We start from the raw sequence: 25,841 nt of genomic DNA on the forward strand, positions 1-25,841 counted from the left end.
CGGCGGGGGCGGGCGCGGGCGCCGGGGCCTGGCGGACTGCCGCGATCTTCAGCTCCTGGTAGCCGCGGAACCCGAGCCGCTGGCAGGCCCGGACCACGGAGGAGGAGGCGGTGCCGGCGAGCTCGGCGACGTCGCTCACGCTCAGGTGCACCAGATCGGCCCCCCGGTCGAGGACGACCTGGGCGACCCGGGCCTCGGTGCCGCGCAGCTCGCCGAGGTGGGCGCGGATGTGGGCGGCCAGGTGGGATTCCAGCGGAGAAAATTCGGAACGCTCTTCCATGGATCTAGGGTAGCGTGGAATCCGGTTCCACGGGTCGTCCTTGGAGGGGAGCTCCGCCATGCCCGCAATCGCGATGCCGGCCGGTCCGGTCATGTTGTCCGCTTCGGCCGGTCCGGCGGCGGCCGTGCCCGTCGTCGTGCTCGCCGCGGCGGTGCTGCACGCCGTGTGGAATGCGCTGGCGCACCGGATCCAGGACAAGCTGGTCGGCTTCACCCTGATCAACCTCGCGTACACGGCCTGCGCGGTCGTCCTCGTGGTGCTCAACCCGGTGCCGGCCGCCGGGGCCTGGCCGTACCTGATCGTCTCCGTGGTGACGGAGGTGACGTCCCAGGTCCTGCTGCTCCGGGCCTACCAGCTCGGGGACTTCGGGCAGATGTACCCGATCGCCCGCGGAGCGGCGCCGCTGCTGGTGGCGGTGCTGTCGGTCACGGTGCTCGGCCAGGGGCTCGGCGCCGGTGAGCTGCTGGGCGTGCTGGTGATCTCCTGCGGTCTGCTCGGGCTGGCCTTCGCGAAGGGGATACCCGGGCGGGCGCAGCTGCCCGCACTCGGGGCGGCCGCCGGCACCGGCGTGATGATCGCCGCGTACACCGTGCTGGACGGCAGCGGTGTGCGGCACGCCGGCACGGTGGGCGGCTACGTCGCCTGGCTCTTCCTGCTGCAGGGGCCGTGCCTGGTCCTGATCGTCTGGCTCCGGCGCGGGCGGGCCCTGTTCGCCGGGGTCGGCGGCTCGGTGGTGCCGCTCGGGATCGCCGGCGGGGTGCTCTCGCTGACCGCCTACGGGCTGGTCGTCTGGGCGCAGTCCCGGGGCAACCTGGCGACGATCGCCGCCCTGCGCGAGACCAGCATCGTCATCGCCGCGCTGATAGCGACGGTGGTCTTCCGCGAGCGCCTCGGCCGGCTGCGGATGACCGCCAGTGCCACGGTCCTGGCCGGGATCGCCGTCCTGGAGCTCGCCCGTCCGTGACGCAGGCGGCCCCGACGCCGGGCGCCCCGTCGGGGCGCCTCGTAGAGCGGCCCGTCCGGGGAGTTCGTCGGGAGGTTCAGGGGATGACGACCGACAGCGAGGAGTGCTCCAGCCGGAAGCCCAGCCCCTCGTACAGGCGGCGGGCCGGGTTGCCCTCGGTCACGGTCAGGACGACCCGGTCGAATCCGGCCTCGGCGAGTCCGCCCAGGGCACGGCGCAGCAGGTCGCGGCCGAGCCCGGGGTAGCCGCGGTCGGGGTGCCGGAAGACGTTCGCGACCCAGGGGACGTCCTCGAAGTGGTTCAGGACGACCCCGGCGACGACCCGGTCGTGCTCGTCCACCGCCAGGGTGGAGGCGGGCAGCACCGGCCCGAGGAGCCGGCCGGCGAGGAGGAGGTCCAGATGTCCGTCGCGGTCCGGCCGGTGGTCGGGGTGCCCGGGGGCGTAGGCGGCGCGGCAGGCCGGCAGCAGCTCCTCGGCGGGGCGGTCGCACGGCACCGCGCGGAGCCCGTGCCGCAGCGGGGTCCGCGCCCACGCGGCCCAGCCGCCGGGCGGAGCCTCGTCGGCAAGGCTCCGGTGCATGGTGTGGCCGTGCCGGAGCACGGACGCCCCGCGGCGCAGCAGCTGTTCACCGAAACCGACGGAGCCGGAGACCACCCAGCCGGACATGGCCGACAGCACGAACCCCACCGGATCGGCGGCGCTGACGACGCCCCCGTCCTCACCGGGGGCCGGTACCGACAGCCGGTCGGCCCAGGGGCGGCCCTCCCGCTCACGCCGTACGTACCGCACCACGGGAAGGCCGTCGCTGTCCTGGCCGAACTCCCAGTCCGCTTGCTCCCAGTCCGCTTCCGACTCCGCCACGCCGCCCGTCCGATCTCCGAGAGCAGGGTCCCGTCCGCCGGGGTCCCGTCCGCCATCCTCGGCGAGCGCCTGCCGCGGGATCAAGCGCTCTGCGCCCCGGGCCCCTGGCCGGCCGGGGCCGTAGTAGCCCGCCCCGGCGCCCCGCCCCCGGAACGGGAGCCGCCCGGGGGAGCGGCGGTGTCAGCCCACCACCGCGGCGCGGACGCAGAGCACGTCCGGCAGGTGGGAGATCAGCAGCGACCAGCTCTCGCCCTCGTCCGGGCTGCCGTAGACATCGCCGTTGCGGTTGCCGAAGTAGATGCCGGCCGGGTCGGCGTCGTCGGTGCGGAGGGCGTCGCGCAGCACGACGCCGTAGTGGTCCTCGCCGGGGAGGCCCTTGCTGAGCGGGGACCAGCTGTCGCCGCCGTTGTCGGTGCGGAAGACCCGGCAGCGGCGGTCCGGCGGGATCCGGTCGCCGGCGCCGCCGAGCGGGAAGAGGTAGGCGGTGTCCGCGCGGCGCGGGTGGGCGGCGACGGCGAAGCCGAAGTCGGCGGGCAGGCCGTCGGTGACGAACTGCCAGCCGAGGCCCGCGTCGTCGCTGCGGTAGACGCCGCCGTGGTTTTGCAGGTAGAGGCGGTCGGGGTTGACGGCGTCGCGGGCGATCTTGTGCACGCACTGGCCGAACTCGGGGTACTGGCTCTCCTCGGGGAGGAACTCCGCCCGCAGTCCGGTGTTGGACGGCTCCCAGCTGCGGCCGCCGTCCTTGCTGCGGTAGACGCCGCCGCTGGAGACGGCGACCAGCAGCCGTTCGGCGTCACGCGGGTCGGTGAGGATGGTGTGCAGGCCCTGGCCGCCGTAGCCGGCGCCCCACTCGGCGCGCTGCGGGTGGTCCCAGAGCGGCTCGACCAGGTCGAAGGTCTCGCCGCCGTCCTCGGAACGGAACAGCGCGGCGGGCTCGGTGCCCGCGTAGACGACGCCGGGCGCCTCGTCGCCGGCCGGCTGGAGCTGCCAGACCCGGGTGAGCGAGGCGCCCGTGTGCTCGGGGAAGCGGACGGCCGGCCTGGGCGGCTCGAACCAGCTCGCACCGAGGTCGTCCGAGCGCCAGACCGACGGGCCCCAGTGGCTGCTGTCGGCGCCGGCCAGCAGCCGGACCCGGCCGGCCCGGCGGTCGACCGAGACGGAGTAGATCGCGTTCATCGGGAAGTGCGGCCCGCTGAACTCCCAGTTCAGCCGGTCGCGACTGCGGCCGAGAAAGAGGCCCTTCTCGGTTCCGACGGCCAACAGCACCTCGGTCATGCCACACACCACCTGGTCGGTGAAACGGCCCCCGCCCGGACACCCCCTCCACGGGCCAGTGTCCCGCCGACCCCACGGAGCCACATCTCGCCGCGCCGGAGCGCACCGCTCCGCGCTGGTGAGCGCTGGTATGCGGAGACCGCCGGCCCGCCGGGGCGGCCGCCCCAGCCGTCAGCCCCGGCACCCCTCCAGCAGCCGCAGCCAGACCTCGCTCATCGTCGGATACGCCGGCACGGCGTGCCAGAGCCGGCCGATCGGCACCTCGCCGACCACCGCGACGGTGGCCGAGTGCAGCAGCTCGGCCACCCCGGGGCCGACGAAGCTGGCGCCGACCAGGACCTCCCGGTCCAGGTCGAACACCACCCGCGCCTTGCCCCGGTAGTCGTCGCCGTAGAGCGAGGCGCCGGCGACCGCCCCCAGGTCGTGGTCGACCGTCTTGACCCGCAGGCCGGCCCGCTCGGCGGCGTCCAGCGTGAGGCCGACGGCCGCCACCTCCGGCTCGGTGAAGACGACCTGCGGCGCGCCGGCGCTGTCGGCGGACGCGGCGTGCGCGCCCCAGCGCGCGGTGTCGAGCGGCCGCCCCTGGGCGCGCGCCACGATCGCCGCGCCGGCGATCCGCGCCTGGTACTTGCCCTGATGGGTGAGCAGCGCCCGGTGGTTGACGTCCCCGGCCGCGTACAGCCAGCCGCCGTCGACACCGAGCACCGTGCAGCTGTCGTCGACGTCCAGCCAGCTGCCGGGCTTCAGACCGACCTGCTCCAGCCCGACGTCCGCGGTGCGCGGCGCCCGGCCGGTGGCGTAGAGCACCTCGTCGACGGTCAGCCGCTCACCGTCCGCCAGCACCAGCGTGACCCCGGCGTCGTCCATCCGCTCCAGCGCCGTCACCGAGGCCCCGAACCGCAGGTCCACCCCCGCCGCCCGCAGACCCTCCGCGACCAGCTCGCCCGCGAACGGCTCCATCCGCGGCAGCAGCCCGTCACCGCGCACCAGGACCACCACCTCGGCGCCGAGCGCCCGCCAGGCGGTGGCCATCTCGACGCCGACCACCCCGCCGCCGATCACGGCGAGCCGGCCGGGCACGGCCGGCGAACTGGTCGCCTGGCGGCTGGTCCACGGCCGGGCCTCGGCCAGCCCGGGCACGTCCTGCGGCAGCACCGGGCGGCTGCCGGTGCAGACGGCGACGGCGTGCCGGGCGGTCAGCACCCGCTCGCTGCCGTCCTCCGCCTCGACGGTGACCGTCCGCTCGCCGGCCAGCCGGCCGTGGCCCCGGACCAGATCGATGCCGGTGTCGCGCAGCCACTGCACCTGGCCGGTGTCCTGCCAGTGCGAGGTGAACGAGTCGCGCCGGGCGAGCACGGCGGCCGCGTCCAGCGTCCCGCCGCCGACGGCCTCCCGGGAGCCGGCCACCGCCCGGGCGCCGGTCAGCGCGGCCACCGGGCGCAGCAGCGCCTTGCTCGGCATGCAGGCCCAGTACGAGCACTCGCCGCCGACCAGCTCGGCCTCCACGACCACGGTGCGCAGCCCGGCGGCCGCGGTCCGGTCGGCCACGTTCTCCCCGGTGGGGCCGGCGCCCACCACGATGACGTCGTACTCCTCGGGCGTGGTCGTCATGATGTGCGGTCCTCCGTCGTGTCGATGGCCACCCGGGCGCGCGGTGCGGGGGTGACGGGCGTGCCTGCGCGGCGGCCGGGCAGCCCCGGGCGCGCCGGTCACCGCCCAGCCGTGCCCATCCTGCGCCGCCGGACCCGCCCGGCGCAGCCGAACACGCGGGCGCCGCACCCCCGCTCGCGAGGTTAGGACGCCCGTCCCCCGGCCGTGTCCTCTCCGTGCACCGGCTGACGCCCCTCCGTGCACGGCCCGCCGGCCGCGCCTTGCCCCCGCCGCGCCCCCCGACGCCGCGGCCGCTTCGTCGGTGCTCAGGACTCCGGGAGCGCCGCCAGCTCTGCCAGGACCGCCGCCGTCTCGGTCGGGCGGGAGAACATCGGCCAGTGCCCGGTCGGCAGCTCCCGCAGCTCCCACTCCGGGCCGGCGAGCGCGGCGAAGAACGGGTGGCCGGCCGCGATCATCGCGCGGACCTGTTCCAGCGGGAACGAGCAGGAGATCAGCGCCTTGGCCAACTCCTCCCCGCCGCCGGTCAGGTGCAGCGGCTCGCGGACCGCCCGGGCCGGATGGTCGGTGGCCTGCTCGCGGAACCGGGCGAGCGCGGTCTCGTCCAGGCCGTCGAGGCTGGTGCCGGAGGCGCGGAGGTCCTCGAAGGAGGGCAGCGGCAGCCGTTGGCCGTCCACCACCGACTCCTCCAGCCGGGCGCGGTAGCCGGGCTCCCAGAGGTCGCTCAGCGCCACCCCGTCGGGGATCGGGCCGCTGTCGACGTAGACCACGCGCCGGATCCGCTCGGGCATCCGGTCGGCGGCGCCGGTGACCGGGACGGCGCCGCCGCTGTGGGCGACCAGGACCACGTCCCAGAGGTCCTCGCGGGTCACCAGGCCGGTGAGGTCCGCGATGTGGGTCTCCAGGCCGACCTCGGGCCCGGCCTCGCCGGACCGTTCGGCGAGCCCCGTGAGGGTCACCGCGTGGACGGTGTGCCCGGCCGCGCGCAGCGGCTCGGCGACCGCGTCCCACGCCCACGCGCCGAGCCAGAGGCCGGGGACGAGTACGAACGTGCTCATGGTGGATCGCTCCATCTCCGGGCCGGGCGGCCCGCACCCGGCCACCGTCGGTTGCGGTTCGGCTGTCGGCACCGACCCTAGGATCGAAACCGGACAGGAGTCGCCCGGTTTTTCCGGGGGAGCCGACGGACCACCCGGTCGGCCGCGTACTCGCCGGGCCGGAGCGGCGCCGGGCCACGCGCCCGGCCTGACGGCACCGAGCGGGCACGCCGCCGCCGTCGCCGTCCCCCGCCGGGCGCGGCCCGGACCCCGCGCGCCGTCCCCCGCCGGACACCCGCCGGACCCCCGCGCGGCGTCAGTGCACCGCGGGCGCCAACTCGTCCGCGTCGTCCGGCCGTTCGCCGGCGGCCTGCTGGGCCCGCATCAGCCGCTGCGGCCGGCGGGCCAGCAGGTAGCCGAGGCCGGCCAGGATGACCAGGCCGACGCCGAGGACGGCCGCCCACACCTGGTACCAGGGCGCGCCGGGCGGCGCGAGGATCGTGCGCGGCCAGCAGATGTTGACCACCTCGAAGCCGGTCCAGAGCACCGCGAGGGCGTTGACCACCGTGCCGGCGCGTCCGTACGCGACCGGGCCGGCCGGGCGCCAGGCGCCGCGCAGCCGGGCGAGCAGGGCGGCGAGGCTGAGCAGGAAGAACGGCAGGAAGGTCGCGGCGGTGCCGAAGGTGATCAGGCTGCCCATCGCGGTGGACTCCAGCCCGAGCGGGAGGGCGGCCGAGCTGACCAGGGTGGCCGCGACCAGTCCGCCGATCGGCGCTTTGTGCCGGTTGACCCGGCGGACCTTGGCGGCGAACGGGAAGACGCCGTCGCGGGCCAGCGAGTAGAGGCCGCGGGCGGCGCCGCCCTGCGAGGCCATCAGGCAGGCGGTGAACGAGACCAGGACGACGACCACGAACGGCTTGGCGGACCAGTCGCCGAATCCGGCGGTGACCGCGGTGGTGACCGGGTCGAGGTCCTCGCCGCGGACCACGGCGGCCGGGTCCGGGTGGGCCAGCTCGACGGCGACGGCGTTCAGGACGACGACCACGCCGACGCTGAGCAGGGCCCACCACATCGCGCGGGGCACCTGCCGCCCGGCGTCCTTGGTCTCCTCGGCGGTGGAGACGCAGGCGTCGAAGCCGATGAACGCCCAGCCGCCGACGGCGACCACCGCCAGCAGCGCGGACCAGGTGGAGACCCCGGCGGTGGCGGGCGCGTCCAGCAGGTCGGTCAGCAGGCCGAAGCCGTGCTGCCGGAAGAAGAGCAGCAGCGCGAAGCCCACCAGCACGGAGGCGACCGCCTCGGCGGCGATGCCCAGCGATACGAACCGGCGCAGCAGGTTGATGCCGTAGGCGTTGACCAGCGTGCAGGCCAGCATGAACACGGCCGAGACCAGTACCAGCAGGGCCGGTGTCGGGCTGAGCCCGAACAGCGCGAAGAACCAGGGCGAGGCCAGGTAGGCGACGGTGGTGTTGGCGAACATCACCGCGAACTGCCACATCCAGCCGGTCAGCCAGGCGAAGGTCGGCCCGGCGAGCCGCCGGCTCCACTGGTAGGCGCCGCCGGCCAGCGGCCACTGTGAGGCCAGCTCGGAGTACACCGCGACCACCAGCGCCTGGCCGAGCAGGCAGACCGGCAGCGCCCAGACCCAGGCGCCCCCGGCCACGCCGAGGCCGACCTGGCCGACCGCGTAGAGGCCGACGACGGGGGAGACGACGGCGAAGCCCATCGAGATGTTGCCGAGGACGCCGAGGCTGCGGCGCAGCTCCTGCCGGTATCCCAGGGCGGCGAGCCGGTCGGCGTCGGCGGCGTCGGCGGCGGGGCCGGTGGTGGTGCCGGTGGCACGGCCGGGGCCGGCGGCGGGGCTGGAGCTGGTGCCGGCAGCGGTGTCCGGCATCCGGCCGGCCTGAGGTCTTGGGGGGTTCTCGGTCATGGGGACTCCACCTTGCCCGTCGTCCGCGGCGAGCCCCCGGAGAGGCCCGTCGTGAAAAACTAACTTTGTTAGTCAGGGACGGTAGCCCGCCGCCCCGGGGCAGCGGAAGGGCCGAGACCGGCCTGTAATAACGTGAGGCGGACGCCGCGGCCGACGCGGCCGGCACCGAGGGGCGACGAGGGGCGGCGAACGTGGGACGACCGAGCAGGGCACTGCTGAGCAGGGAGATCATCGCCAGGGCGGCCCTCGACGTGGTCGACGAGCACGGCGCGGACGGCCTCACCATGCGCGCGGTGGCCGACCGGCTGGGCGTGAAGGCGGCCTCGCTCTACAACCACGTGACGGGCAAGGACGAGCTGATCGACGACCTCGCCGAACTGGTCAACGCGGAGATCGACCTGACCCCGCTGGAAGCACCGGCCGAGGACGCGCCCGTGCCCGGCGGGCATACCGCGCCCGGCGGCGCCGACTGGCGGGCCGGCCTGGCCGCCTACGCCCGCGGTTACCGCGCGGCCTTCCTGCGCCACCCCAACACCATCGCGCTGCTGGCCCGCCGCCAGGTCGGGGCCGAGCGGCAGCTGCTCGGCTACGACACCCTGCTCGCCGCCCTCGGCCGGGCCGGCCTCGCGCCCGCCGACGCCGCCGAGGCCGCCGCCGCGCTCGACTACCTGGTGCTCGGTTCGGCGCTGGAGACCTTCACCGCGGGTTTCACCCGGCCCGCGGCCGAGTACCGCCCGCGCTACCCGGCCCTGGCCGGCGCCCTGGAGGCCTCCGCCGAACGCGGCGGCGCAGCCGGCCCGGGCGCGCCGGGGCTGGACGAGCGCGGCTTCGACCTGGCCCTGCGCCTGCTCCTCGACGGCCTCGCGGCCCGGCTGCCGCGGACCTGAACGGCGCACCTGAACGGCGCAGCTGAACCCCGCGCCCGACCGGCCCAGGGCGGACACACCGACGGCCCCGGGGCGTCTCACCACCCCGGGCCCACCGCCGCAGCGCCGTCGGGCCGGTCGTCGGGCGGGCCGTCAGGAGGCCCACCCGGAGAACCGTCAGACCTCGCCGTCGCCGTTCTGCTCGGCCGCCACCTTGCGCTTCACCTCGGCCATGTCCAGCTTCCGGGCCTGGCCGATCAGGTCCTCGAAGACCGCCTCCGGCAGTGCACCCGCCTGCGAGAACACCAGCACGCCCTCACGGATGATCGCCAGTGTCGGAATGGACTGGATGCCGAAGGCGGCCGCCAGCTCCTGCTGCGCCTCGGTGTCCACCTTGGCGAAGACGAGGTCCGGGTGGCGCTCGGCCGCCTTCTCGTACACCGGGGCGAACTGCCGGCACGGGCCGCACCAACCCGCCCAGAAGTCGATGAAGACGAAGTCCTGGCCCTCCGGGCCGGGGACGATCTCGTCGAAGTTCTCCGTGGTCAGCTCGACCGTGCTGCTCATTTCGCGGTTCCTGCCCTTCCGGGGGTGGCGGTTCAGGCCATGTGCCCGCGACAACCGCGCCCGTCCGCGGGCTATTCCGAAGAATCTTGGCCGCCCGTTGAGCACGCGGCCGCTCCCGTCCGTACTGAAGGGTGTCCGCATCAGCGCGGTCCGCCGCAAGGGGCGGCCACGCGAGTCCACCGGGGGAGAGCACGCCATGCACAACACCAGCCGTACCGCCCGCACCAGCCGGATCGCCGTCATCGCCGCGTCGGGTGTCGCGGTGGCGGCCCTGGTCGCCGGTTGCGGGTCGTCCGGCGGCGGATACTCGGCGCCGTCCGGCTCGGGGGCGGCGGCCACCGCCCCCGCGGCGCCGAGCAGTCCGTCCGCTCCGTCCAGTCCGGGCACGGCGGCCGGCACCCCCACCCTGCAGACCGCCACCGACCCCAAGCTCGGCACCGTGGTCACCGACGGCGCCGGCTTCACCCTCTACCGCTTCGACAAGGACACGGCCATGCCGCCGACGTCCAACTGCAACGGCAGCTGCGCCTCGCTCTGGCCGCCCGTCCCGGCGGACGGCTCGGCCACCGTCAAGGGCATCGACAGCAAGCTGGTCGGCACCGTCACCCGTGCCGACGGCAGCAAGCAGATCACCCTGAACGGCTGGCCGGCCTACCGCTACGCGCCGGACAAGAAGCCCGGCGACACCACGGGTCAGGGCGTTGGCGGCACCTGGTTCGCGCTGACCCCCACCGGCGGCAAGGCGGGCGCTCCCGCGAGCTCCCCCTCCGGCGGGATGATGCCCAGCAGCCCGGGCAGCGGCTACGGCGGCTACTGAGCGGCCCAGGCCTTGACGATGGTCCGGACCGGACGTGGAACCCTCGACCCGGAGGTGCGGGTGCGCGAAGATGGCGTCGTGACCGAGGAGCACCCTGGCGGCGCGGCCGCACGCGGCGCCGGGGCGGCCGACGAGGACCTCATGCGCGCCCTGTACCAGGAGCACGCCGGGCCGCTCTTCGGCTTCGTCCTCCACCTGGTCGCGGGGGACCGCCAGCGGGCCGAGGACGTGGTGCAGGAGACGCTGGTGCGGGCCTGGCGCAACATCCACCGGCTCGATCCGGCGGCCGGCTCGCTGCGGCCCTGGCTGGTGACGGTGGCGCGTCGGATCGTCATCGACGGTCACCGCAGCAGCCGGGCCCGCCCGCACGAGGTGGACCCGGCACCGCTGGAGCTGCTGCCCGCCGAGGACGAACTCGACCGCGCGCTGCGGCTGATGACGATCTCCGAGGCGCTCGGCGACCTGTCCGAGGCCCACCGCAGGGTCATCGTGGAGACCTACCTGATGGGCCGCACGGTCAACGAGGCGGCCGCCGAACTGGGCATCCCGGCCGGTACCGTACGGTCGCGGGTGTTCTACGCGTTGCGCTCGCTCAAGCTCGCGCTGGAGGAACGGGGAGTGACATCGTGACACCGTCCGAACCCGGACCGGCCGGCCCCGGGCACAACGACCCCGTCGACCACGTGGACGTCGGCGCCTACGTCCTCGGCCTGCTCGAACCGGCCGAGCGCGCCGCCTTCGAGGCGCACCTCGCCGACTGCCCGCAGTGCGTCGAGCAGGTGGCCGAGCTCGGCTTCGTCGAGCCGCTGCTGGCCGAGTACGCGGCCTCCGCCGCGGAGGCCGGGCTGGACCCGGCCGACCCCGCACCCCGTCCGGACCCGCTGCTGCTGGACCGGCTGGTCGGCGAGGTCACGGCGGGCCGCCGACGAGGCAAGGTCCGCCGGCTGGTGCTGGTCGCCGCGGCGGCGGTCATGGTGGCGGCCGGGCCCGCGGTCACGGCCGTCGTGGTGAGCGGGGAGTCGTCGCCGGGCGTCGTCGCCGTCGCCACCCGGCAGTTCTCCGCGACCGACCCGGCCAGCGGTGCCCACGCCACCGTCGGCGTCGAGGGCAAGCCGTGGGGGAGCCGGATCAGCCTCGAACTCTCGCACGTGCAGGGGCCGTTGAGCTGCGACCTGGTCGCCGTCTCGCGGACCGGCGCACGGCAGACGGTCACCACCTGGAGCGTGCCCGTGGCCGGCTACGGCACCACCTCGTCCACCCTGGCCGCCCTGCACACCGACGGTGGGACGGGCTTCCAGCCCGGCGACATCGACCACTTCGAGGTCCGCACCCTGGACGGTGCCACCGTGCTGGTCAGCGTCCCGGCCCGCACGGTCTGAGCGGCCGCGCCGTCCGGGCCGCCCCGGTCATCCCGGACCCGTACCCGCCGCGGCCCACGGCCAGGACGGGTCCGGGGCGCCCGCGTCCGTCATGTGTTCCCGGCGCCACAGCGCGGGCCAGCTCACCCCGGCGACCGGGTCGAACCGGTGCCACCGCCCGCACGGGCACGGCCGCAGCACCCGTCCGCAGGCCCGGCACAGCTCGGCGAACCCGTGCCCGGTCGACCGCAGCGCCGCCGGCCGTTGTCCCCGCAGGCCGGGCAACCGGCGAGCACCGCACCGTCCAGCAGCGCGCCCTGCCGCCGGACGTACTCCGGCAGCCGCAGCGGCGGGTGGCAGGCCGGATCGTGCAGCCAGGCGCTGTTCGGCGCCTCCCACCAGCCCGCCTCCCACCAGGCCCGCGGCCCGCCGGGCGCCCGCCGCCCCGCGGCCTTCTCCGCCCGCCGCCGCGCCGCGTACCGCTCCAGCTGGGCCAGCTGGAGCACCCGCGCCTCGTGCAGCTCCTCGACCGCCCGCACCAGCGCCCCGGGGGCGGCGTCGAGCCGCCGCGGGATCCGGGCGCTCAGCGTCAGGTGGTGGTACGTCGCCCGCAGGCCGTACGGCGCGAACCGGGTGAGGCAGGTCCGGAGTGCGGCGTGCCGGCGGTGGACGGGCAGGCCGTCGTCGTGGACGAGCCGGCGGTGGGTGCGGAAGCCGGCCATCCGCGGATGATGCCGCATCCGGCGCACGCCCGTCGTCGGAGTTTCCTGTGCATCGGCCACGGGTGACGGTCGGGCAGGCGAAGGGGGCTCGGGCGGCGTTACGGCGCCGGCTGTTCCTCCGGGGCGAGGTCCAGGGCCCGCGCCAGGGCCGCGGCCAGGGGGTCGCCGTGGTCGGGCAGGTGCTCGGCGGCCCAGGTGCGGGCGAGCGCCAGGAACGCGGCGAGGTCGCGCTCGGCCCCGGCGACCAGGCGGCGCAGCTCGGCGACGGACAGCTCGATCACCTGGCGGTCCTTGCTGCTGACGTCGGTGGTGAGGCGTACCGCCCCGCCCTCGCGCCGGGCCTCCGGCATCGGGTCGTGGCCGAAACAGGCGTACCCGTCGCCGTCCAGGACCTCCAGCCAGTCCCGCCACTCCTCCAGGCCGTTGCAGCAGCCGGGGACCAGGGTGGCCCCGGTGGTGGTGTCGGTCACCCGGAAGCCGCCGGGGGCGGTGAGGTACTCCTTGGTGAACAGGCCGTGCAGGAGGGCGCCGAGCGGATCGGCGGGCCGCGCGGGGCGCTCCTCGTCCGGGCCGTCGTCCTCGCCGTCCTCGTCCTCGTCGTCGACGTCGTTGCCCGCGGCGAGGCTCAGCACCGCCGTACCGACGTCGGCCGGGCTCATCGATCCGCCGAGCGGCAGGAGGCCGTACGGCTCGTGCGCGCCGACCGGCCAGCGGGTGAACTCGTCGGGGGTCACGATCTCCAGAACGGGCTGCATTTCGATCACCCGGTGAGTCTGCCGGAGGAACGGTCCGCTCCGCGCGGGGATTTCGGCGCCCGGCCTACCCGGCCTGCCCGGCCCGCCAGGCCCGCGCAGCCCCCGTCACTCCGCGGCTGCGGCGATCCGGGTCAGGGCGCGGCCGCAGAGGTGGGCGAAGAACCGCTGGGCGAGCGGGAGCAGCGGGCCGGCCAGGTGGGCGTACCAGCTGCGCGGGCGGCTGAAGGCGTTGACGGTGAACCAGACCGCCTTGTCGGGGCCCATCTCGACCAGGAAGGTCTCCTCGCCGACGGCGAGGTGGCCGCGGCGGGTGCCGTAGGCGAAGCCGTAGCGGTCGGGGCCGTCGGTGGTCCAGATGACCCGGCAGGGGGCGGAGGCGCGCAGCGGGCCGATGCCGATCGCGCAGTGGACGGCGGCGCCGGGGGCGGCCCGGTCGGCGTGGGTGGTGATCCGGACGCCGGCGGCGCGGTGCATCCGCCAGCCGAGCACGGCGGATCCGGCGGCCTCCAGGGCGGCGCGGCCGTGGCCGATCAGGACGCGGTGGCGGAGGTGGTGGTAGCCGGCGGGGAGCGGACGGCCGGGGGTGGTGCTGGCGCCGGTCTCGGGGTAGTTGAGGTCGGCGGCCGGAGGGGTGGTCATCGTGCGGCTTCCTTCGGGAGGGTGAGCGGCTGAGGGACGGTGAGCGGCTGCGGGAGGGTGGGCGGCTTCGCGAGGCGGCGCCAGGCGAGCAGCGAGCAGAGGGCGAAGCCGAGCGCGTTGCCGACGCCGTGGGTGGCGGCCATCCAGGTCAGGGTCGGGTGGGGGAGCCCGGAGGCCTCGCCGAGCGCCCACCAGAGGGCGAGCAGCATGGTGGCGGCGAGGACGGCGGAGGCGGTGCCGAGCAGGGCGGCGGTCGTCCGGTCGGTGCGGGTGCGCAGGTCGCGCCAGGTGAGCAGGCCGGTCAGCCACATCCCGGTGGTGAGGACGACGGCGCCGGCGAGTTCGGCCCAGTCGTCGATGAAGTAGCCCGCGAGGACGAGCAGGGTGCCGAGCGGCACGCTGAGCGCGGCGAACCGGGCGGCGGCGCGCTCCGGCCGGGCCCGGCAGACCAGCCCGGCGACCAGGGCGGCGGTGAAGCCGGCGAAGTGGAAGTGCGGCACGGTGAGCGCCAGGATGTCGAGGTCGAAGCCGAACAGCTCGTGTCCGGAGCGCTCCGCGACCAGGGCGAGCCCGGCCACCGAGGGGGTGGCGAGCGCGGTCAGCACGGCGGTCTCGGCGGGTGCGAGCGAGCGGGTGCGGGCGAGCCGGACCGGTGCGTGCAGGGCGAGGGCGAGGGTGCCGAGCGCGTAGAGGGCGGCGCAGCCGGTGGCGAGGCCGCCGCGCGGCAGCCAGAGCGAGAGCGCGCCGGGGACGGCGGCCAGCGGCCAGAGCCGGCGGACGCGGGCGAGGCCGGGCTCGTCGATCAGGGCCAGGCCGAGCGGGATCACGGCACCCATGCCGAGCAGGACCAGGAGGTCCACCAGTTCCGTGGTGCCCTTGCCCATGGCGCCAGGCCCCTCTCTTGAACGCGTTCAAACCCTTGCGCCGACGACTGTACGCCGCGGTGTTGAACGCGTTCAAGTCGCCCCCGTCCGCTGCTGCGGCCGCCCCGTCTGGTGTTCGCGGTGGGTGCGGCGCACTCTGGAGGAGTAACCGATGGAGGTGATCCGCCATGCAGACTCTTGTCGGTTGGCACATCGAGATGGAGTTCCGCGAGGAGGGAGCGCGGACGGCAGCCGCCGCCATGCTACGGCTCGGCGACGGGACGGAACTGCGCGCGCACGGCTACACCAGCCGCCACCCGTCGGACCCGGAACAGCTGCGGGTCGGCGAGGAGATCGCGGCCGCCCGTGCGCTCAACGACCTCGCGTCGCAGCTGCTCACCAAGGCCCACGGCGAGATCCAGGAGGTCAGCCCGGTCCCGACCCACCCGCTGACGTGACGACGCCGGACCCGGCCGCCACCGGTCGCGCCGCGTCGCCGGCCTACACCGCCCAGCCGCGGAGTCCGCGCATCCCGCTGATCTGCCCGCGCTGCGGGCACGAGCAGCAGGTGGTGCCGGGCGGCCCCGAGCGGGCGGTGCGGGTCGTGCACGTCGGCACCGGCCGGGAGGCGTGCGAGCCGGAGGACCTCGCGAAGGCGCCGGACGACGGGAGCTGACGACGAGCGCTGACGACGGGCGCTGACGGACCGGGAGTGCGCGGCCCCGTTCGTCCGGCCCCGTTCGTCCGGCCCCGTCCGGCCCTGCCCGTCCGGCCGGCCCTGCCCGTCCGGCCGGCCCTGCCTGTCCGGCCCGGACCCCGAGGGCCCGCGCCTCGCCGAGGCACGTGCCGGGCCCGGCCGCGGGCAGGACCGCTCAGTTGGGGCAGTACGTCGGCGGCAGCGGCCACTCCGGCCCGACCAGGCGCTGCTCGAGTTCGTTCAGCGTGATCCGGATGCCGACCGTCCCGGCCAGACCGAGCCGGAACCGGCTGCGGGCCAGCGCGATCAGCGCCGTCATGCCGTACTTGTTGAGCAGCGAGGTGCGGTAGCGCGCGGTCGCGTCCTCGTCGCAGACCGCCGCGCGGGCCGGGAGCTGCCGGCCGGTGGGGCGCCCGTGGGCGTCGCAGGGGCCGACCAGCACCCGGGGGTGGCGGCGGATCCGCTCGGCCTCGCCGGAGTGCGTGGGCGTCCAGATCCCGAGCGCCGCCCCGTCGGCGACCACCCAGCTCTGCGACTCCACCCGGCTGCCGTCGTCGCCGAAGGTGGTGAGCAGGAGGTATCTGCTGTCGGCGAGCCGGTCGGTACGGTCGTGCACGATGGCCTCCCAGTCCGGGTCGGGCGGGGCCGGGCCGGGCGGTGGCGACCGCGCCGGCCGGGGCGGTTCCATTCTCGTCCACCGGGGGCCGCGGTTCGAGGGGCGTGGGCTGCCCGGGTGCCGGAACGGCGAGCGGCCCGCCCGGTGTTCGCACACCGGACGGGCCGCTCCGCACCCCGGGGTCGTCCCACGCGTGGCGTACCCCGCGAGGGTCAGTGCACCAGCACCGGCACCTCGTTGTTCTCCGCCGCGCCGTTGCCCGAGGCGACCGTGGTGCCGCCGGGGCGGCCGGCGTTGACCAGGACGAAGGCGATCGCCGCGGCCGTCAGCAGGATCCCGAAGGACCACCAGATCGCGGTCGAGAAGCCGTGCACCATGCCCTGGAACTGCACCGCCTTGGCGGCGGCCGGGCTGGTCGCGGCGCCCGCGTGGGCCGCCAGCCAGGTGGTGGTGGCACTGGCCGCGATGGTGTTCAGCAGCGCGGTGCCGATGGCGCCGCCGACCTGCTGCGAGGTGTTGACCATGGCGGACGCGACACCCGCGTCGCGCGGCTGGACGCCGTGCGTGGCCAGGCTCATCGCCGGCATGAACGCGGTGCCCATGCCGAGGCCCATCAGGATCAGGCCGGGCAGGATCAGCGCCGGGTAGGACGTGTCCAGGCCGATCTGAGTGAGCAGCAGCATGCCGATCGAGGCGACCAGGAAGCCGGGCGCCATCAGGAAGCGCGCCGGGACCCGGGTCATCAGCCGGGCGCCGATCTGGGTCGAGCCGGTGATCATGCCCGCCACCATCGGCAGGAAGGCGACGCCGGTGAGCACCGGGCTGTAGCCGAGCACGATCTGCAGGTAGTAGGTCAGGAACAGGAAGAGGCCGAACATGCCGATCACGGCCAGGCCCAGCGACAGGTAGACCCCGCCGCGGTTGCGGTCCAGGACGACCCGCAGCGGCAGCAGCGGCGCCTTGACCTTCCGCTCGACCAGGACGAACGCGCCCAGCAGGGCGGCGGCGGCGACGAACAGGCCGATCGTGATGCCGGAGGACCAGCCGTCGGACTCGGCGCGGGTGAAGCCGTAGACCAGCGAGACCAGACCGGTGGTGACCAGCAGCACGCCGGGGACGTCCAGACGGTTGCGGTTGCGGCCCTCGGCGGGCTCGCGGATCACCAGCACGGCACCGGCCGCGGCGACGATCGCGAACGGGATGTTGACGAAGAAGGTCCAGCGCCAGTTCATGTACTCGGTCAGCAGGCCGCCGAGGATCAGGCCGATCGCGCCGCCACCGCCGGCGATGGCGCCGTAGATGCCGAACGCCTTGGCGCGCTCCTTGGCCTCGGTGAACATCACGGCCAGCAGCGAGAGCGCGGCCGGCGCGAGCAGCGCGCCGAACACGCCCTGGAGGGCGCGGGCGCCGAGCAGCATGGCGGTGTTGGCGGCGGCGCCGCCGAGTGCGGAGGCCAGCGCGAAGCCGGTCAGGCCGACCACGAAGGTGCGCTTGCGCCCCCACAGGTCGGCCACCCGGCCGCCGAACAGCAGCAGACCGCCGAAGGCGAGCGCGTACGCGGTGATCACCCACTGGCGGTTGCCGTCGGTGATGCCGAGGTCCTTCTGGGCGGACGGCAGCGCGATGTTCACGATGGTGGCGTCGAGGACGACCATCAGCTGTGCGAGGCCGATGAATATCAGTGCCTTCCAGCGCCTCGGATCAGGCTGCGTGGCGGGCAGGGCGTCGGTTTTCGGCATGGGGGTACTCACTTCACGGTGCGTGGCGTGCGGATCTTCGGTGATCCGGGTGCGAAAGGGGTTCCGGTGGCCGCGGATCGGGGCGGCCGGCCGGGTCGGGTCGGTGGTCGTCGGTGCCGGCCGCCGGAGCGGCCGTCGGTCAGTGGTCGGTGTGGAAGTCCTCGAAGGTCGCGGCCCGGCCGGGCAGGGCCGAGCGGGCGGGCGCCCGCAGGCCGTCCAGGAACAGCTGCAGGTGCCGGTGCACGAACTCGTCCAGCAGCCGGCAGGAGGTGCCCGGCAGCGGACGGGTGAGCTGGCTCATCGCGATGAACAGGTCACCGTGGTCGACGTCCGTCCGCAGCTCGCCGGCCTGCCGGGCCTGCTCCATCAGGTCGCCGACGGCGGCCGTCAGGCGCTCCCGGATCTCCACCAGCTCCGGGTCGAACGGGTCGACCGCGCTGGTGAGGATCGGGCACAGGGCGCCGACCTTCTCCTCGACCGTCGCGTGGACGAAACGCTGGAGGGCGTCGAACGGGCCGTCGCTCTCCGCCGGTGCCGTCTCGGCGAGGGCCAGGATGCGGTTCTTGACGAGCAGCGCCACCTCGCGGATCAGTGCCGTGCGGTCCGGGAAGTTCCGGTACAGGGTCGCGTTGCCGACGCCGGCCCGCTTGGCGATCTCGTCCAGCGGCGCGTCCGCGCCGTGCTCGACGAAGACGTCCCGCGCCGCCAGCACGATCCGCTCCCGGTTGCGGCTCGCGTCCGCACGCAGCTTGGGCGTACGGGCGGGCTCCGCGGTGCGGGCCGGCGTGGTGACGGCGGTGGTGCTCACTTCGTGCTCCTTCATCATAGCGGGGAAGTTTTCCCCGCTTAGGCCTTCGAAGGTGCAAACGGGGATTCCGTCCCCGGAAATTTCGCTCTTCCGTGTGACCTGCGTCACATTTCCCGTGCGTCGGCTGCCATGTGTGCCGGAGCGGTCGCGCAGGGTGCGGGCCGCTGCTGTCGCCCGGGGGTTCGGACGGCCGCCGGGCGGCGCAGCGGGATCTCGAAGTGGACGGTGGCGACGCCCGGCCCGTGCTCGCCGGTGGGGCGGGCGTCGTAGACCTCCTCGGCCAGGCTGCGCCAGAACGCCTCGGCGCCCGGAACGGCCGTGTTGGTGTGCAGGTAGAGCCGCCGGTAGCCGCCCTCGGCGGCGGCGAACCCGCAGGCGCGGCGCACCAGCTCGCGGGCCAGTCCGCGCCGGCGGTGCTCGGCCCGGACGTACACCCGGACCAATTGGGCGGTGCTGCCCGAGGGGTAGCGCCCGGCCAGTTCGCGCGGGTGCGGCGGGTGCCGGGGGCCGGTGGAGTGCAGGGCGGTGGTGGCGACCACCTCGTCCTGGTGGGTGGCGACCAGCAGGGCGTGCCGGGGGTGGTCGAGGTAGTGGCCCTGGAGGTCGACCACGTCGGCGTGCCAGTCGGGGACGTAGCCGTAGCCGAACTCGCGGTAGAGGGTGTCCAGGATCAACCGGCGTGCGCCGGGGACGTCGGCCGGCCGGGCATGTCTGATCAGGTAGGGATTGTGACGCTCCATCAGATGACTCCCCTGGTCGTGGCGGAGGTGCCGCTCGGCAGCCTATATGAAAACGACTTTCATCTGACGTTGCGTCGGGTAAGCCGCCCCGGCGCGTTGAAAATGAAAACGAATGCCGTTACCTTCTCCCTCGGCGGGCCGGACCGGCCTGCCGGGGCCGCCGCCGGTTCCGTTGCCGTCGCCGGTGTCGGTGTCGTTGTCGCTGCCGTCGAGAGGGAGAGCCGTGGCGCATCTGCTGGTGATCGAGAGCTGGGTCGGCTCCATGAGCAGACTGCTGCCCAGGGCGCTGGAGGAGGGCGGCCACCGCTTCACCTTCCTCACCCGCGACCTGCAGCACTACCTGCGGTCCGGCCCCGCCGACGGCCCGCACCCGCTGCTTGCCGCCGGGAACGTCCTCACCGCCGACACCAACGACCCGGCCGCGCTGCTCCCGTACGCGGAGCGGATGCACGGGCTGCTCGGCTTCGACGGTGTGCTCTCCTCCTGCGACTACTACCTGCCACTGGTCGCCCGGGTCGCCCGCCGGCTCGGGCTGCCCGGCCCGGATCCGGAGGCCGTCACCGCCGCCTGCCGCAAGGACCTCACCCGCCGTGCGCTCGCCGGGGCCGGCCTCCCAGGGCCCGCGTACGCGCTCTGCACGGACCGCGGGCAGGCCCGGGCCGCCGCGCGGGAGATCGGCTTCCCGCTCGTGGTCAAGCCGGTCGACCTGTGCGCCGGCATGCTGGTCCGCGAAGTCGCCGACGAGCATGAACTCTCGGCGGCGATCCGGGCGTTGGAGGAGTTCCCGGTCAACGCGCGGGGTCAGCGGCGGGCCCCCGTCGTGCTGCTGGAGGAGCTGCTGACCGGGCCCGAGGTGAGCGTCGAGACCGTCTCCGCCGACGGCGTCGCGCACGTGGTCGGGGTCACCGACAAGAGCGTCGGCGGTGCGCCCGCCTTCGTCGAGACCGGTCACATGTTCCCCGCCGCGCTCGCCCCCGCCGATGCCGCGGCGGCGGCCGGCACCGCCGTCGCCGCCCTGGCCGCGCTCGGCCTGGACCAGGTCGTCGCGCACACCGAGATCAAGCTCACGCCCGCCGGGCCCCGGGTGGTGGAGGTCAACCCGCGGCCGGCCGGCAACCGGATCACCGAACTGGTCCGGCGGGTCACCGGGATCGACCTCGCCGCCGCCTGCGTGGACGTGGCGACCGGCCGCCGGCCCGACCTGGCCGTCCGCCCGACCGGTGTGGCCAGTGCCGCGATCGCCTTCCTCGTCCCGGGGGAGGGGCAGGCCGGCCTGCTGGAGGGCTTCGACGGCGAGGCGGCCGTCCGGCGCGACCCGGCCGTGGTCGAGCTCACCCTTGCCGGTCCGGGGCGCGACGTGCGGCCCGCCACCAGCAACAACGAGTACCTCGGGCACGTGATGACCGCCGACGCCACCGGTGCCGGAGCCCGCCGGGCGGCCGAGCGGCTGCTGGCCGGACTGGCCCCGCGGTACGCCGCGGCGGCGGTGGTCCCCGCATGACCGCCGCGCTGCACGAGGACTCCCCGGCCGCGACCGCTCCTCCCGCCACGGCGCTGGAACTGATCGCCGGGCGGGCCCGGGCCGGCGCGTACGGTCCCGACCCGGCCGGGCGGCGGATCGCCCTCGCCTTCACCACCGCCCAGGCCGTCCGGCACGCCGGCCGGGCCCGGGGCTACCGCAACGAGGTGCTCAGCCTGCGGCTCGGCGCCGCCGTCGGCTCCTGCGCGGTCGAACCCGGTGCGCTGCCCGCCGACGCGCTCACCGACTGCGTCGGCGCCACCGTCGCCGAGCTGCTCGACCACCCGCTCACCCCCGTCCGGGTCGCCGCCCTCGACGCCTACCTGATGCACTGCCGCCCGCACGCCGGCGCGCCCGGTGTCCGCCCGGTCGTCGTCCCGGGCGGCTGCTCGCTGGAGAAGTCCCGGGCCCGGGCCCGCGCCGTCACCGGCCTGCTGCCGCCCGGGAGGGCCCGCCGGGTGCTCGTCGTCGGCGTGGTCAACTCCCTGCTGGAACAGCTGCGTTCGCGCGGCGTCGGCTACCTCCCGTGCGACCTCAAGGGCGGCACCACCGAGTGGGGCGAAGCGGTGACGGCCGACGCCCTCGCCGGGCTCGACGACTGCGACGCGATCCTCGCCTCCGGCATGACCCTCGGCAACGGCACCCTCGACCCGCTGCTCGACCACGCCCGCGCCACCGGCAAGCCGCTGGTGCTGTTCGCCCAGACCGGCAGCGCCGTCCTGCCCCGGCTGCTCGGCCACGGCGTGAGCGCCGTCAGCGCCGAGCCCTACCCCTTCTTCTGGCTCGACGGCGGCCCCAGCACACTCCACCTCTACGGCGGCGCCCCGGCCGGCGGTGACGCCCGGTGACCGCCCTGCTCGCCCCGGCCGCCCTCGGCAACCCCGACCTGCTGCCGCTGCTCGGCCGCACCCCGCTCGCCCGGATCAGCACCCCGCTGCCGCACCCGCACCCCGGATTCTGGGCCAAGCTCGAAGGCCTGGCCGCCGGCGGCATGAAGGCCCGCTCCGCCGTCGCCATGCTGCGCGGCGCCCACGCCCGCGGCGAACTCCGGCCCGGCGCCGCGGTGGTGGAGTCCACCTCGGGCACCCTGGGCATCGGCCTGGCCTTCGCCGGACAGGCCCTCGGCCACCCGGTCGTCCTGATCGGCGACGCCGAACTCGAACCGTCCATGCGGCAGTTGCTGCACTCCTACGGCGCCCGGCTGGAGCTGGTAGACCGGCCGGCGCGGCACGGCGGCTGGCAGGCCGCCCGGCTGGCCCGGCTGCGCGCCGTCCTGGCCGGACTCCCCGACGCCTACTGGCCCGACCAGTACAACAACCCCGACAACGCGGCCGGCTACCGGGCGATGGCGCACGAGCTGATCGCCGAACTCGACCACCTGGACGTGCTGGTGTGCAGCGTCGGCACCGGCGGCCACAGCGCCGGGCTCGCCGAACCGCTGCGGCGCCACTGGCCGGCCCTGCGGATCATCGGCGTCGACTCGGTCGGCTCGGCGATCTTCGGCCAGCCCGCCCGGCCGCGGCTGATGCGCGGCCTCGGCAGCTCCATCCACCCGCGCAACGTCGCCCACCAGGCCTTCGACGAGATCCACTGGGTCGGCCCGGCCGAGGCGGTCGACGCCTGCCGCCGGCTGGCCCGCGGCGCCTTCGTCAGCGGCGGCTGGAGCACCGGCGCGGTCGCCCTGGTCTCCGCCTGGGCGGCCCGCGTCCACCCGGGCGCCACCGTCGCCACCGTCTTCCCCGACGGCCCGCACCGCTACCTCGGCACCGTCTACGACGACGCGTTCTGCCACCGGCACGGCCTCGACCCGGACCGCGCCGCGCCCGGGCCGGTCGAGATCCCGCACCCGGCCGCCGCCGAGGTCACCGGCTGGGCCCGCTGCCGCACCGACCGTGCCGGCCTCGCCGACCGGACGGCCCACACCGGCCGCACCGGCCGCACCGGCCGGACCCGGAGGACCGGGCGGGCCGGCCGCCCCGAGGAGGACCGATGAGGCTCGACGTCCGCACCGTCCGGCTCCGGCTCACCGAGCCGCTGCGGATCTCCCGCTCGGTCACCGCCGGGCGCGACGCCGTCCAGCTCGCCGTCCGCCACGACGGCCTGACCGGCCACGGCGAGGCCGTCAGCAGCAGCTACCTGCGGCTGCCCGCCGACCTGATCCGACGCGAACTCGGCGCGCTGCGGCCGGACCTCGAACGCTACCCGGACCCGGAGACCGCCCTGGCCGAACTCCGCCGCGGCGCCGCCCCGTTCAAGGACCTGCCGGCCGGAGTGCTGGCCGCCGTCGAGGCCGCCCTGCTCGACCTGGCCGGCCGGCGGGCCGGCGTGCCCGTCCACCGGCTCCTCGGCCGGACCGCCCCGGTGGCCGCCGCGACCGCCCGCACCATCGGGATCGAGCCGCCCGCCCGCGCCGCCGCCCGGGCCGCCCGGCTCGCCGCCGACGGCTTCGCCGTGCTCAAGGTCAAGGCCGGCGCGGCCGACCCCGCCGAGGACCTCGACCGGGTCCGGGCCGTCCGGGAGAGCGCCCCCGGCGCCCGCCTGCTGCTCGACCCCAACGGCGCCTGGACGCCGGACCAGGCCCTCCGGCTGCTCCCCGCCTTCGCCGCGGCCGGCGTCGAGGCCGTCGAGCAGCCGGTCGCACCCGGCCGCCCCGCCGAACTCGCCGCCGTCGCCGAACGCTCCCCGCTGCCGGTGATCGCCGACGAGGACGCCGTCGGCTACGAGGACGCCTGCCGGCTCGCCGGGCGGGTGCAGGGGGTCAACCTCAAGCTCGCCAAGTGCGGCGGCGTCCACCAGGTGCTGCGGATCCAGGCGGCCCTCCGGGGCAGCGGGACCGAGCTGATGCTCGGCTGCCTGGCCGCCAGCTCGCTCGGCATCGCCCCGGCCGTCCACCTCGCCGACCGGGCCCGCTGGGTCGACCTGGACGGGCACCTGCTGCTCGCGCACGACCCCTGGCACGGCATCGGCGGCGCCGACGGCACCGTCCGCACGCCCGACCGGGCCGGGCTCGGCGTGGTCCCGGCCACCCCCGCCACCACCGGCGGCCCGGCGGCCGGCCGGTGAGGACCCTGCGCCTGGTACGGACCTTCCCGCTGCCCGTGCGGCTGCTGCTGGTCAACCAGCTCGGCGTCAACACCGGCTTCTACCTGCTCATCCCGTACTTGGCCGGCCACCTCCGGCGCGACCTCGGCCTCTCCGCCCTCGCCGTCGGCGCCGTGCTCGGACTGCGCAACCTCAGCCAGCAGGGCCTGTTCATCCTCGGCGGCTCGGCCGCCGACCGGCTCGGCGCCCGCCGCGTCATCATCGCCGGCTGCGCGCTGCGGACCGCCGGCTTCGGCCTGTTCGCGTTCGGCGGCTCACTCAACCTGCTGCTGGCCGCCTCGGTGCTCAGCGGGCTGGCCGGCGCGCTGTTCAACCCGGCCGTGCGCAGCTACGTCGCGCACGAGGCGGCCGGCCGCAAGGCCGAGGCGTTCGCCCTGTTCAACGTGTTCGCCACCACCGGCGCGCTGGCCGGTCCGCTGCTCGGCACCGTCCTGCTGCTGGCCGACTTCCGGGCCGCCGCACTCACCGCCGCCGGCATCTTCGCCGTGCTCACCGCCGCCCAGGCGGCCGCCCTCCCCGAGCGGGCCGTCCCGGCGCCGCCGCGCGGCGTGCTCGCCGACTGGCGCGAGGTGGCCGGCGACCGGCGGTTCCTCGCCTTCGCGTTCGCCGCGGCCGGCCTGTTCGCCATGGAGAACCAGCTCTACCTGCTGCTGCCCGACGCCGCCCGCCGCGCCACCGGCTGGGAGGGCGCCGTCGGCCTGGTGTTCCTCACCGGCACCCTCGCCAACCTCACCCTCCAACTCCGCCTCACCACCCGGCTCCAGCGGCACGGCCCGCCCGCCCGGTGGCTCCCGGCCGGCCCGGCCGTCGCCGCCGGCGGCTTCCTGCTCCCGCTCGCCGTGCCCGGGCTGCCGGGCGTCCTCGGCGGCGTCCTGCTGCTCCAACTCGGCCTGATGACCGCCCAGCCCTTTGTCCTCGCCCTGATCCCCGCCTTCGGCAGGCCCGCCCTCACCGGCACGTACTACGGCCTGTACTACGTGGTGGCCGGCTGCGCCGCCGCGCTCGCCAACACCGCCGTCGGGCGCGCGATGGACGGCGCCGCCGCCGCGCCCTGGCTGCTCTGCGCCGGCCTCGGCCTGGGCTCCTCCGCCGCCCTGGCCCGGCTGTACCGCACCGGACGCCTGCCCGTCCCCGCCCCGGCCCCCACCCGCCCACTCCCCAGCGAGGCCCGATGACCGGTCAACCGCCCCCCGCCGGCGCCGACGGCAACCTGCTCACCGACACCCCCGAACTGTACGAACTGCGCTTCCCCGACCCCGGGTTCGCCGCCGCCCGATGGGCCGAGTCGGTGCTCCGCGACCACCGCGCCGGGCCCGAGCTGCTCGACCTCGGCTGCGGCACCGGCCGGGACGCGGCCTGGCTGCACCGCGCGGCCGGACGCACGGTCACCGGGCTGGACAGCTCGGCGGCGATGATCGAGCACGCCCGGGCCCGCCACCCCGGGCCCGTCTACCACCTCTGCGACATGCGCGACTTCCGGCTCCCCGGCCGCTTCGACGCGGCGCTCTGCCTGGACAGCGCGCTGCTCCACTGCCACACCAACGACGACCTCGACGCCCTGTTCGGCCGGCTCCGCCGCCACCTGCGCCCGGGCGGCCTGCTGGTCGCCGAGATGCGCAACGGCGCCTTCTTCCTCGGCCGCCGAACTCCTCGACGCCCCGCGCACCGACACCGTCACCCGGGGCGGCACCACCTTCACCTCGCACACCACGCTCCGGATCGACCACGCGGCCCAACTCCTGCGCCGCACCCGGGCCTGGACCAGCGACGACGGCGCCCCGGCCGTCACCGAGCACTCCGCCTGGCGGCTGCTCTTCCCGCAGGAGCTGCGCTACCTGCTGGCCGCCAACGGCTTCACCGTCCTCGCCCTCTACGACCGGCCCGGCCCGCGCACCGAACCGCCCTGGACGGAGGGCGACCGCCCCGCGGACACCGCCGAGGACGATCGGATCCACCTCGTCGCCCGGCTCGGCGGCCCGGTCCGGAACACCCCTGACCGCAGGCGGCGTTGACGTCCTGACCGGCTCGGGGCCGGCCGCCCGCTGCGACGGGTTCACCCGGGCCGGTGACGGGCTGT

Annotated in this window: 26 protein-coding genes and 2 pseudogenes; 13 read left to right on the forward strand and 15 right to left on the reverse strand. The window is 75.7% G+C overall.

Annotated features, from left to right (window positions below; all coding sequences use genetic code 11):
- Nucleotides 1–280: pseudogene (locus tag ABZ885_RS07515) on the reverse strand (MurR/RpiR family transcriptional regulator); the annotation flags it as partial.
- A 91-nt stretch (nt 281–371) separates the two neighbouring features.
- On the opposite strand from ABZ885_RS07515, the gene ABZ885_RS07520 reads away from it, so the two are divergent.
- A complete protein-coding gene (locus tag ABZ885_RS07520) occupies nt 372–1,244 on the forward strand; it encodes a DMT family transporter (RefSeq protein ID WP_360184609.1) in 873 nt (290 codons plus the stop codon).
- A 76-nt stretch (nt 1,245–1,320) separates the two neighbouring features.
- On the opposite strand, the gene ABZ885_RS07525 is transcribed toward ABZ885_RS07520, so the two are convergent.
- The 5 genes from ABZ885_RS07525 to ABZ885_RS07545 all read right to left on the reverse strand — a co-directional run bounded on the left by ABZ885_RS07525 (nt 1,321) and on the right by ABZ885_RS07545 (nt 7,956).
- Nucleotides 1,321–2,106, reverse strand: coding sequence for a GNAT family N-acetyltransferase (locus ABZ885_RS07525; RefSeq protein ID WP_360184504.1), 786 nt, complete (start codon nt 2,104–2,106; stop codon nt 1,321–1,323).
- A 180-nt stretch (nt 2,107–2,286) separates the two neighbouring features.
- Complete coding sequence (locus tag ABZ885_RS07530; RefSeq protein ID WP_360184507.1) at nt 2,287–3,381, reverse strand: exo-alpha-sialidase; 1,095 nt, start codon at nt 3,379–3,381, stop codon at nt 2,287–2,289.
- Nucleotides 3,382–3,552: 171 nt separating this feature from the next.
- On the reverse strand, nt 3,553–4,992 hold the full coding sequence (locus ABZ885_RS07535) for an NAD(P)/FAD-dependent oxidoreductase (RefSeq protein ID WP_360184510.1): 1,440 nt from the start codon (nt 4,990–4,992) through the stop codon (nt 3,553–3,555).
- Between the two features lie 305 nt (nt 4,993–5,297).
- Nucleotides 5,298–6,047 (reverse strand): alpha/beta hydrolase, encoded by a 750-nt coding sequence (locus tag ABZ885_RS07540; RefSeq protein ID WP_360184512.1) that lies wholly within the window; start codon nt 6,045–6,047, stop codon nt 5,298–5,300.
- A gap of 295 nt (nt 6,048–6,342) precedes the next feature.
- Entirely contained in the window at nt 6,343–7,956 is a 1,614-nt protein-coding gene (locus ABZ885_RS07545; protein WP_360184514.1) for an APC family permease, read from the reverse strand.
- Nucleotides 7,957–8,147: 191 nt separating this feature from the next.
- Here ABZ885_RS07545 and ABZ885_RS07550 point away from each other — a divergent pair, with 191 nt between their 5' ends.
- Nucleotides 8,148–8,843, forward strand: a complete 696-nt coding sequence (locus ABZ885_RS07550; protein WP_360184517.1) for a TetR/AcrR family transcriptional regulator C-terminal domain-containing protein — start codon at nt 8,148–8,150, stop codon at nt 8,841–8,843.
- A 156-nt stretch (nt 8,844–8,999) separates the two neighbouring features.
- On the opposite strand, the gene ABZ885_RS07555 is transcribed toward ABZ885_RS07550, so the two are convergent.
- Nucleotides 9,000–9,389, reverse strand: coding sequence for a thioredoxin domain-containing protein (locus ABZ885_RS07555; protein ID WP_360184519.1), 390 nt, complete (start codon nt 9,387–9,389; stop codon nt 9,000–9,002).
- Nucleotides 9,390–9,585: 196 nt separating this feature from the next.
- Between ABZ885_RS07555 and ABZ885_RS07560 the strand changes: the two genes are divergently transcribed.
- The 3 genes from ABZ885_RS07560 to ABZ885_RS07570 are packed head-to-tail and all read left to right on the forward strand — an operon-like array spanning nt 9,586 to nt 11,585.
- Nucleotides 9,586–10,206: a hypothetical protein gene (locus tag ABZ885_RS07560; protein WP_360184521.1), complete on the forward strand. Its 621-nt coding sequence runs from the start codon at nt 9,586–9,588 to the stop codon at nt 10,204–10,206.
- An 18-nt stretch (nt 10,207–10,224) separates the two neighbouring features.
- Nucleotides 10,225–10,836, forward strand: coding sequence for a sigma-70 family RNA polymerase sigma factor (locus tag ABZ885_RS07565; RefSeq protein WP_360184523.1), 612 nt, complete (start codon nt 10,225–10,227; stop codon nt 10,834–10,836).
- A complete protein-coding gene (locus tag ABZ885_RS07570) occupies nt 10,833–11,585 on the forward strand; it encodes a zf-HC2 domain-containing protein (RefSeq protein ID WP_360184526.1) in 753 nt (250 codons plus the stop codon). The genes ABZ885_RS07565 and ABZ885_RS07570 overlap by 4 nt, the downstream gene beginning before the upstream one ends.
- Nucleotides 11,586–11,707: 122 nt before the next feature.
- Here ABZ885_RS07570 and ABZ885_RS07575 read toward each other — a convergent pair whose 3' ends face one another.
- The 4 genes from ABZ885_RS07575 to ABZ885_RS07590 all read right to left on the reverse strand — a co-directional run bounded on the left by ABZ885_RS07575 (nt 11,708) and on the right by ABZ885_RS07590 (nt 14,564).
- A complete protein-coding gene (locus ABZ885_RS07575; protein WP_360184528.1) occupies nt 11,708–12,286 on the reverse strand; it encodes a hypothetical protein in 579 nt (192 codons plus the stop codon).
- Between the two features lie 98 nt (nt 12,287–12,384).
- Nucleotides 12,385–13,041 (reverse strand): hypothetical protein, encoded by a 657-nt coding sequence (locus ABZ885_RS07580; protein WP_360184611.1) that lies wholly within the window; start codon nt 13,039–13,041, stop codon nt 12,385–12,387.
- 105 nt (nt 13,042–13,146) lie between these two features.
- A complete protein-coding gene (locus ABZ885_RS07585) occupies nt 13,147–13,680 on the reverse strand; it encodes a DUF1990 domain-containing protein (RefSeq protein ID WP_360184530.1) in 534 nt (177 codons plus the stop codon).
- Nucleotides 13,677–14,564, reverse strand: coding sequence for a YndJ family protein (locus ABZ885_RS07590; RefSeq protein ID WP_360184532.1), 888 nt, complete (start codon nt 14,562–14,564; stop codon nt 13,677–13,679). The genes ABZ885_RS07585 and ABZ885_RS07590 overlap by 4 nt, the downstream gene beginning before the upstream one ends.
- Nucleotides 14,565–14,731: 167 nt before the next feature.
- Between ABZ885_RS07590 and ABZ885_RS07595 the strand changes: the two genes are divergently transcribed.
- Both ABZ885_RS07595 and ABZ885_RS07600 read left to right on the forward strand, forming a co-directional pair.
- Nucleotides 14,732–15,001, forward strand: a complete 270-nt coding sequence (locus tag ABZ885_RS07595; RefSeq protein WP_360184535.1) for a DUF1876 domain-containing protein — start codon at nt 14,732–14,734, stop codon at nt 14,999–15,001.
- Complete coding sequence (locus tag ABZ885_RS07600; protein WP_360184538.1) at nt 14,998–15,219, forward strand: hypothetical protein; 222 nt, start codon at nt 14,998–15,000, stop codon at nt 15,217–15,219. The genes ABZ885_RS07595 and ABZ885_RS07600 overlap by 4 nt, the downstream gene beginning before the upstream one ends.
- A 196-nt stretch (nt 15,220–15,415) precedes the next feature.
- Here the strand turns inward: ABZ885_RS07600 and ABZ885_RS07605 are convergent, their stop codons facing one another.
- The 4 genes from ABZ885_RS07605 to ABZ885_RS07620 form a co-directional block, all read right to left on the reverse strand.
- Complete coding sequence (locus tag ABZ885_RS07605) at nt 15,416–15,856, reverse strand: PPOX class F420-dependent oxidoreductase (RefSeq protein WP_360184541.1); 441 nt, start codon at nt 15,854–15,856, stop codon at nt 15,416–15,418.
- Between the two features lie 212 nt (nt 15,857–16,068).
- A complete protein-coding gene (locus ABZ885_RS07610; RefSeq protein WP_360184543.1) occupies nt 16,069–17,595 on the reverse strand; it encodes an MFS transporter in 1,527 nt (508 codons plus the stop codon).
- A gap of 139 nt (nt 17,596–17,734) precedes the next feature.
- On the reverse strand, nt 17,735–18,403 hold the full coding sequence (locus ABZ885_RS07615) for a TetR/AcrR family transcriptional regulator (RefSeq protein WP_360184546.1): 669 nt from the start codon (nt 18,401–18,403) through the stop codon (nt 17,735–17,737).
- Between the two features lie 104 nt (nt 18,404–18,507).
- A complete protein-coding gene (locus ABZ885_RS07620) occupies nt 18,508–19,143 on the reverse strand; it encodes a GNAT family N-acetyltransferase (protein ID WP_360184549.1) in 636 nt (211 codons plus the stop codon).
- A 223-nt stretch (nt 19,144–19,366) separates the two neighbouring features.
- On the opposite strand from ABZ885_RS07620, the gene ABZ885_RS07625 reads away from it, so the two are divergent.
- The 6 genes and pseudogenes from ABZ885_RS07625 (at nt 19,367) to ABZ885_RS07650 (ending at nt 25,776) form a co-directional block, all read left to right on the forward strand.
- Nucleotides 19,367–20,644, forward strand: coding sequence for an ATP-grasp domain-containing protein (locus ABZ885_RS07625; protein ID WP_360184552.1), 1,278 nt, complete (start codon nt 19,367–19,369; stop codon nt 20,642–20,644).
- Complete coding sequence (locus tag ABZ885_RS07630; protein WP_360184555.1) at nt 20,641–21,510, forward strand: DUF364 domain-containing protein; 870 nt, start codon at nt 20,641–20,643, stop codon at nt 21,508–21,510. The genes ABZ885_RS07625 and ABZ885_RS07630 overlap by 4 nt, the downstream gene beginning before the upstream one ends.
- On the forward strand, nt 21,507–22,655 hold the full coding sequence (locus ABZ885_RS07635; protein ID WP_360184558.1) for a pyridoxal-phosphate dependent enzyme: 1,149 nt from the start codon (nt 21,507–21,509) through the stop codon (nt 22,653–22,655). Before ABZ885_RS07630 ends, ABZ885_RS07635 begins: the two co-directional genes overlap by 4 nt.
- A complete protein-coding gene (locus ABZ885_RS07640; protein ID WP_360184561.1) occupies nt 22,652–23,725 on the forward strand; it encodes a dipeptide epimerase in 1,074 nt (357 codons plus the stop codon). Before ABZ885_RS07635 ends, ABZ885_RS07640 begins: the two co-directional genes overlap by 4 nt.
- Complete coding sequence (locus ABZ885_RS07645) at nt 23,722–24,939, forward strand: MFS transporter (protein ID WP_360184563.1); 1,218 nt, start codon at nt 23,722–23,724, stop codon at nt 24,937–24,939. The genes ABZ885_RS07640 and ABZ885_RS07645 overlap by 4 nt, the downstream gene beginning before the upstream one ends.
- Nucleotides 24,936–25,776: pseudogene (locus ABZ885_RS07650) on the forward strand (class I SAM-dependent methyltransferase). The gene ABZ885_RS07645 and the pseudogene ABZ885_RS07650 overlap by 4 nt, the downstream one beginning before the upstream one ends.
- The last annotated feature ends 65 nt before the right edge of the window (nt 25,777–25,841 follow it).

It is taken from the genome of Kitasatospora sp. NPDC047058 (assembly GCF_040643935.1).
In the GTDB taxonomy this organism is placed as follows: Bacteria; Actinomycetota; Actinomycetes; order Streptomycetales; family Streptomycetaceae; genus Kitasatospora.

Bases quoted from the DNA above. Each gene is read 5' to 3' on its own strand.
- ABZ885_RS07520 (WP_360184609.1), top strand. From the start codon at position 372: ATGTTGTCCGCTTCGGCCGGTCCGGCGGCGGCCGTGCCCGTCGTCGTG.
- ABZ885_RS07530 (WP_360184507.1), bottom strand. From the start codon at position 3,381: ATGACCGAGGTGCTGTTGGCCGTCGGAACCGAGAAGGGCCTCTTTCTC.
- ABZ885_RS07535 (WP_360184510.1), bottom strand. From the start codon at position 4,992: ATGACGACCACGCCCGAGGAGTACGACGTCATCGTGGTGGGCGCCGGC.
- ABZ885_RS07540 (WP_360184512.1), bottom strand. From the start codon at position 6,047: ATGAGCACGTTCGTACTCGTCCCCGGCCTCTGGCTCGGCGCGTGGGCG.
- ABZ885_RS07545 (WP_360184514.1), bottom strand. From the start codon at position 7,956: ATGACCGAGAACCCCCCAAGACCTCAGGCCGGCCGGATGCCGGACACC.
- ABZ885_RS07555 (WP_360184519.1), bottom strand. From the start codon at position 9,389: ATGAGCAGCACGGTCGAGCTGACCACGGAGAACTTCGACGAGATCGTC.
- ABZ885_RS07560 (WP_360184521.1), top strand. From the start codon at position 9,586: ATGCACAACACCAGCCGTACCGCCCGCACCAGCCGGATCGCCGTCATC.
- ABZ885_RS07565 (WP_360184523.1), top strand. From the start codon at position 10,225: ATGGTCCGGACCGGACGTGGAACCCTCGACCCGGAGGTGCGGGTGCGC.
- ABZ885_RS07575 (WP_360184528.1), bottom strand. From the start codon at position 12,286: ATGGCCGGCTTCCGCACCCACCGCCGGCTCGTCCACGACGACGGCCTG.
- ABZ885_RS07580 (WP_360184611.1), bottom strand. From the start codon at position 13,041: ATGCAGCCCGTTCTGGAGATCGTGACCCCCGACGAGTTCACCCGCTGG.
- ABZ885_RS07585 (WP_360184530.1), bottom strand. From the start codon at position 13,680: ATGACCACCCCTCCGGCCGCCGACCTCAACTACCCCGAGACCGGCGCC.
- ABZ885_RS07590 (WP_360184532.1), bottom strand. From the start codon at position 14,564: ATGGGCAAGGGCACCACGGAACTGGTGGACCTCCTGGTCCTGCTCGGC.
- ABZ885_RS07595 (WP_360184535.1), top strand. From the start codon at position 14,732: ATGCAGACTCTTGTCGGTTGGCACATCGAGATGGAGTTCCGCGAGGAG.
- ABZ885_RS07610 (WP_360184543.1), bottom strand. From the start codon at position 17,595: ATGCCGAAAACCGACGCCCTGCCCGCCACGCAGCCTGATCCGAGGCGC.
- ABZ885_RS07620 (WP_360184549.1), bottom strand. From the start codon at position 19,143: ATGGAGCGTCACAATCCCTACCTGATCAGACATGCCCGGCCGGCCGAC.
- ABZ885_RS07630 (WP_360184555.1), top strand. From the start codon at position 20,641: ATGACCGCCGCGCTGCACGAGGACTCCCCGGCCGCGACCGCTCCTCCC.
- ABZ885_RS07640 (WP_360184561.1), top strand. From the start codon at position 22,652: ATGAGGCTCGACGTCCGCACCGTCCGGCTCCGGCTCACCGAGCCGCTG.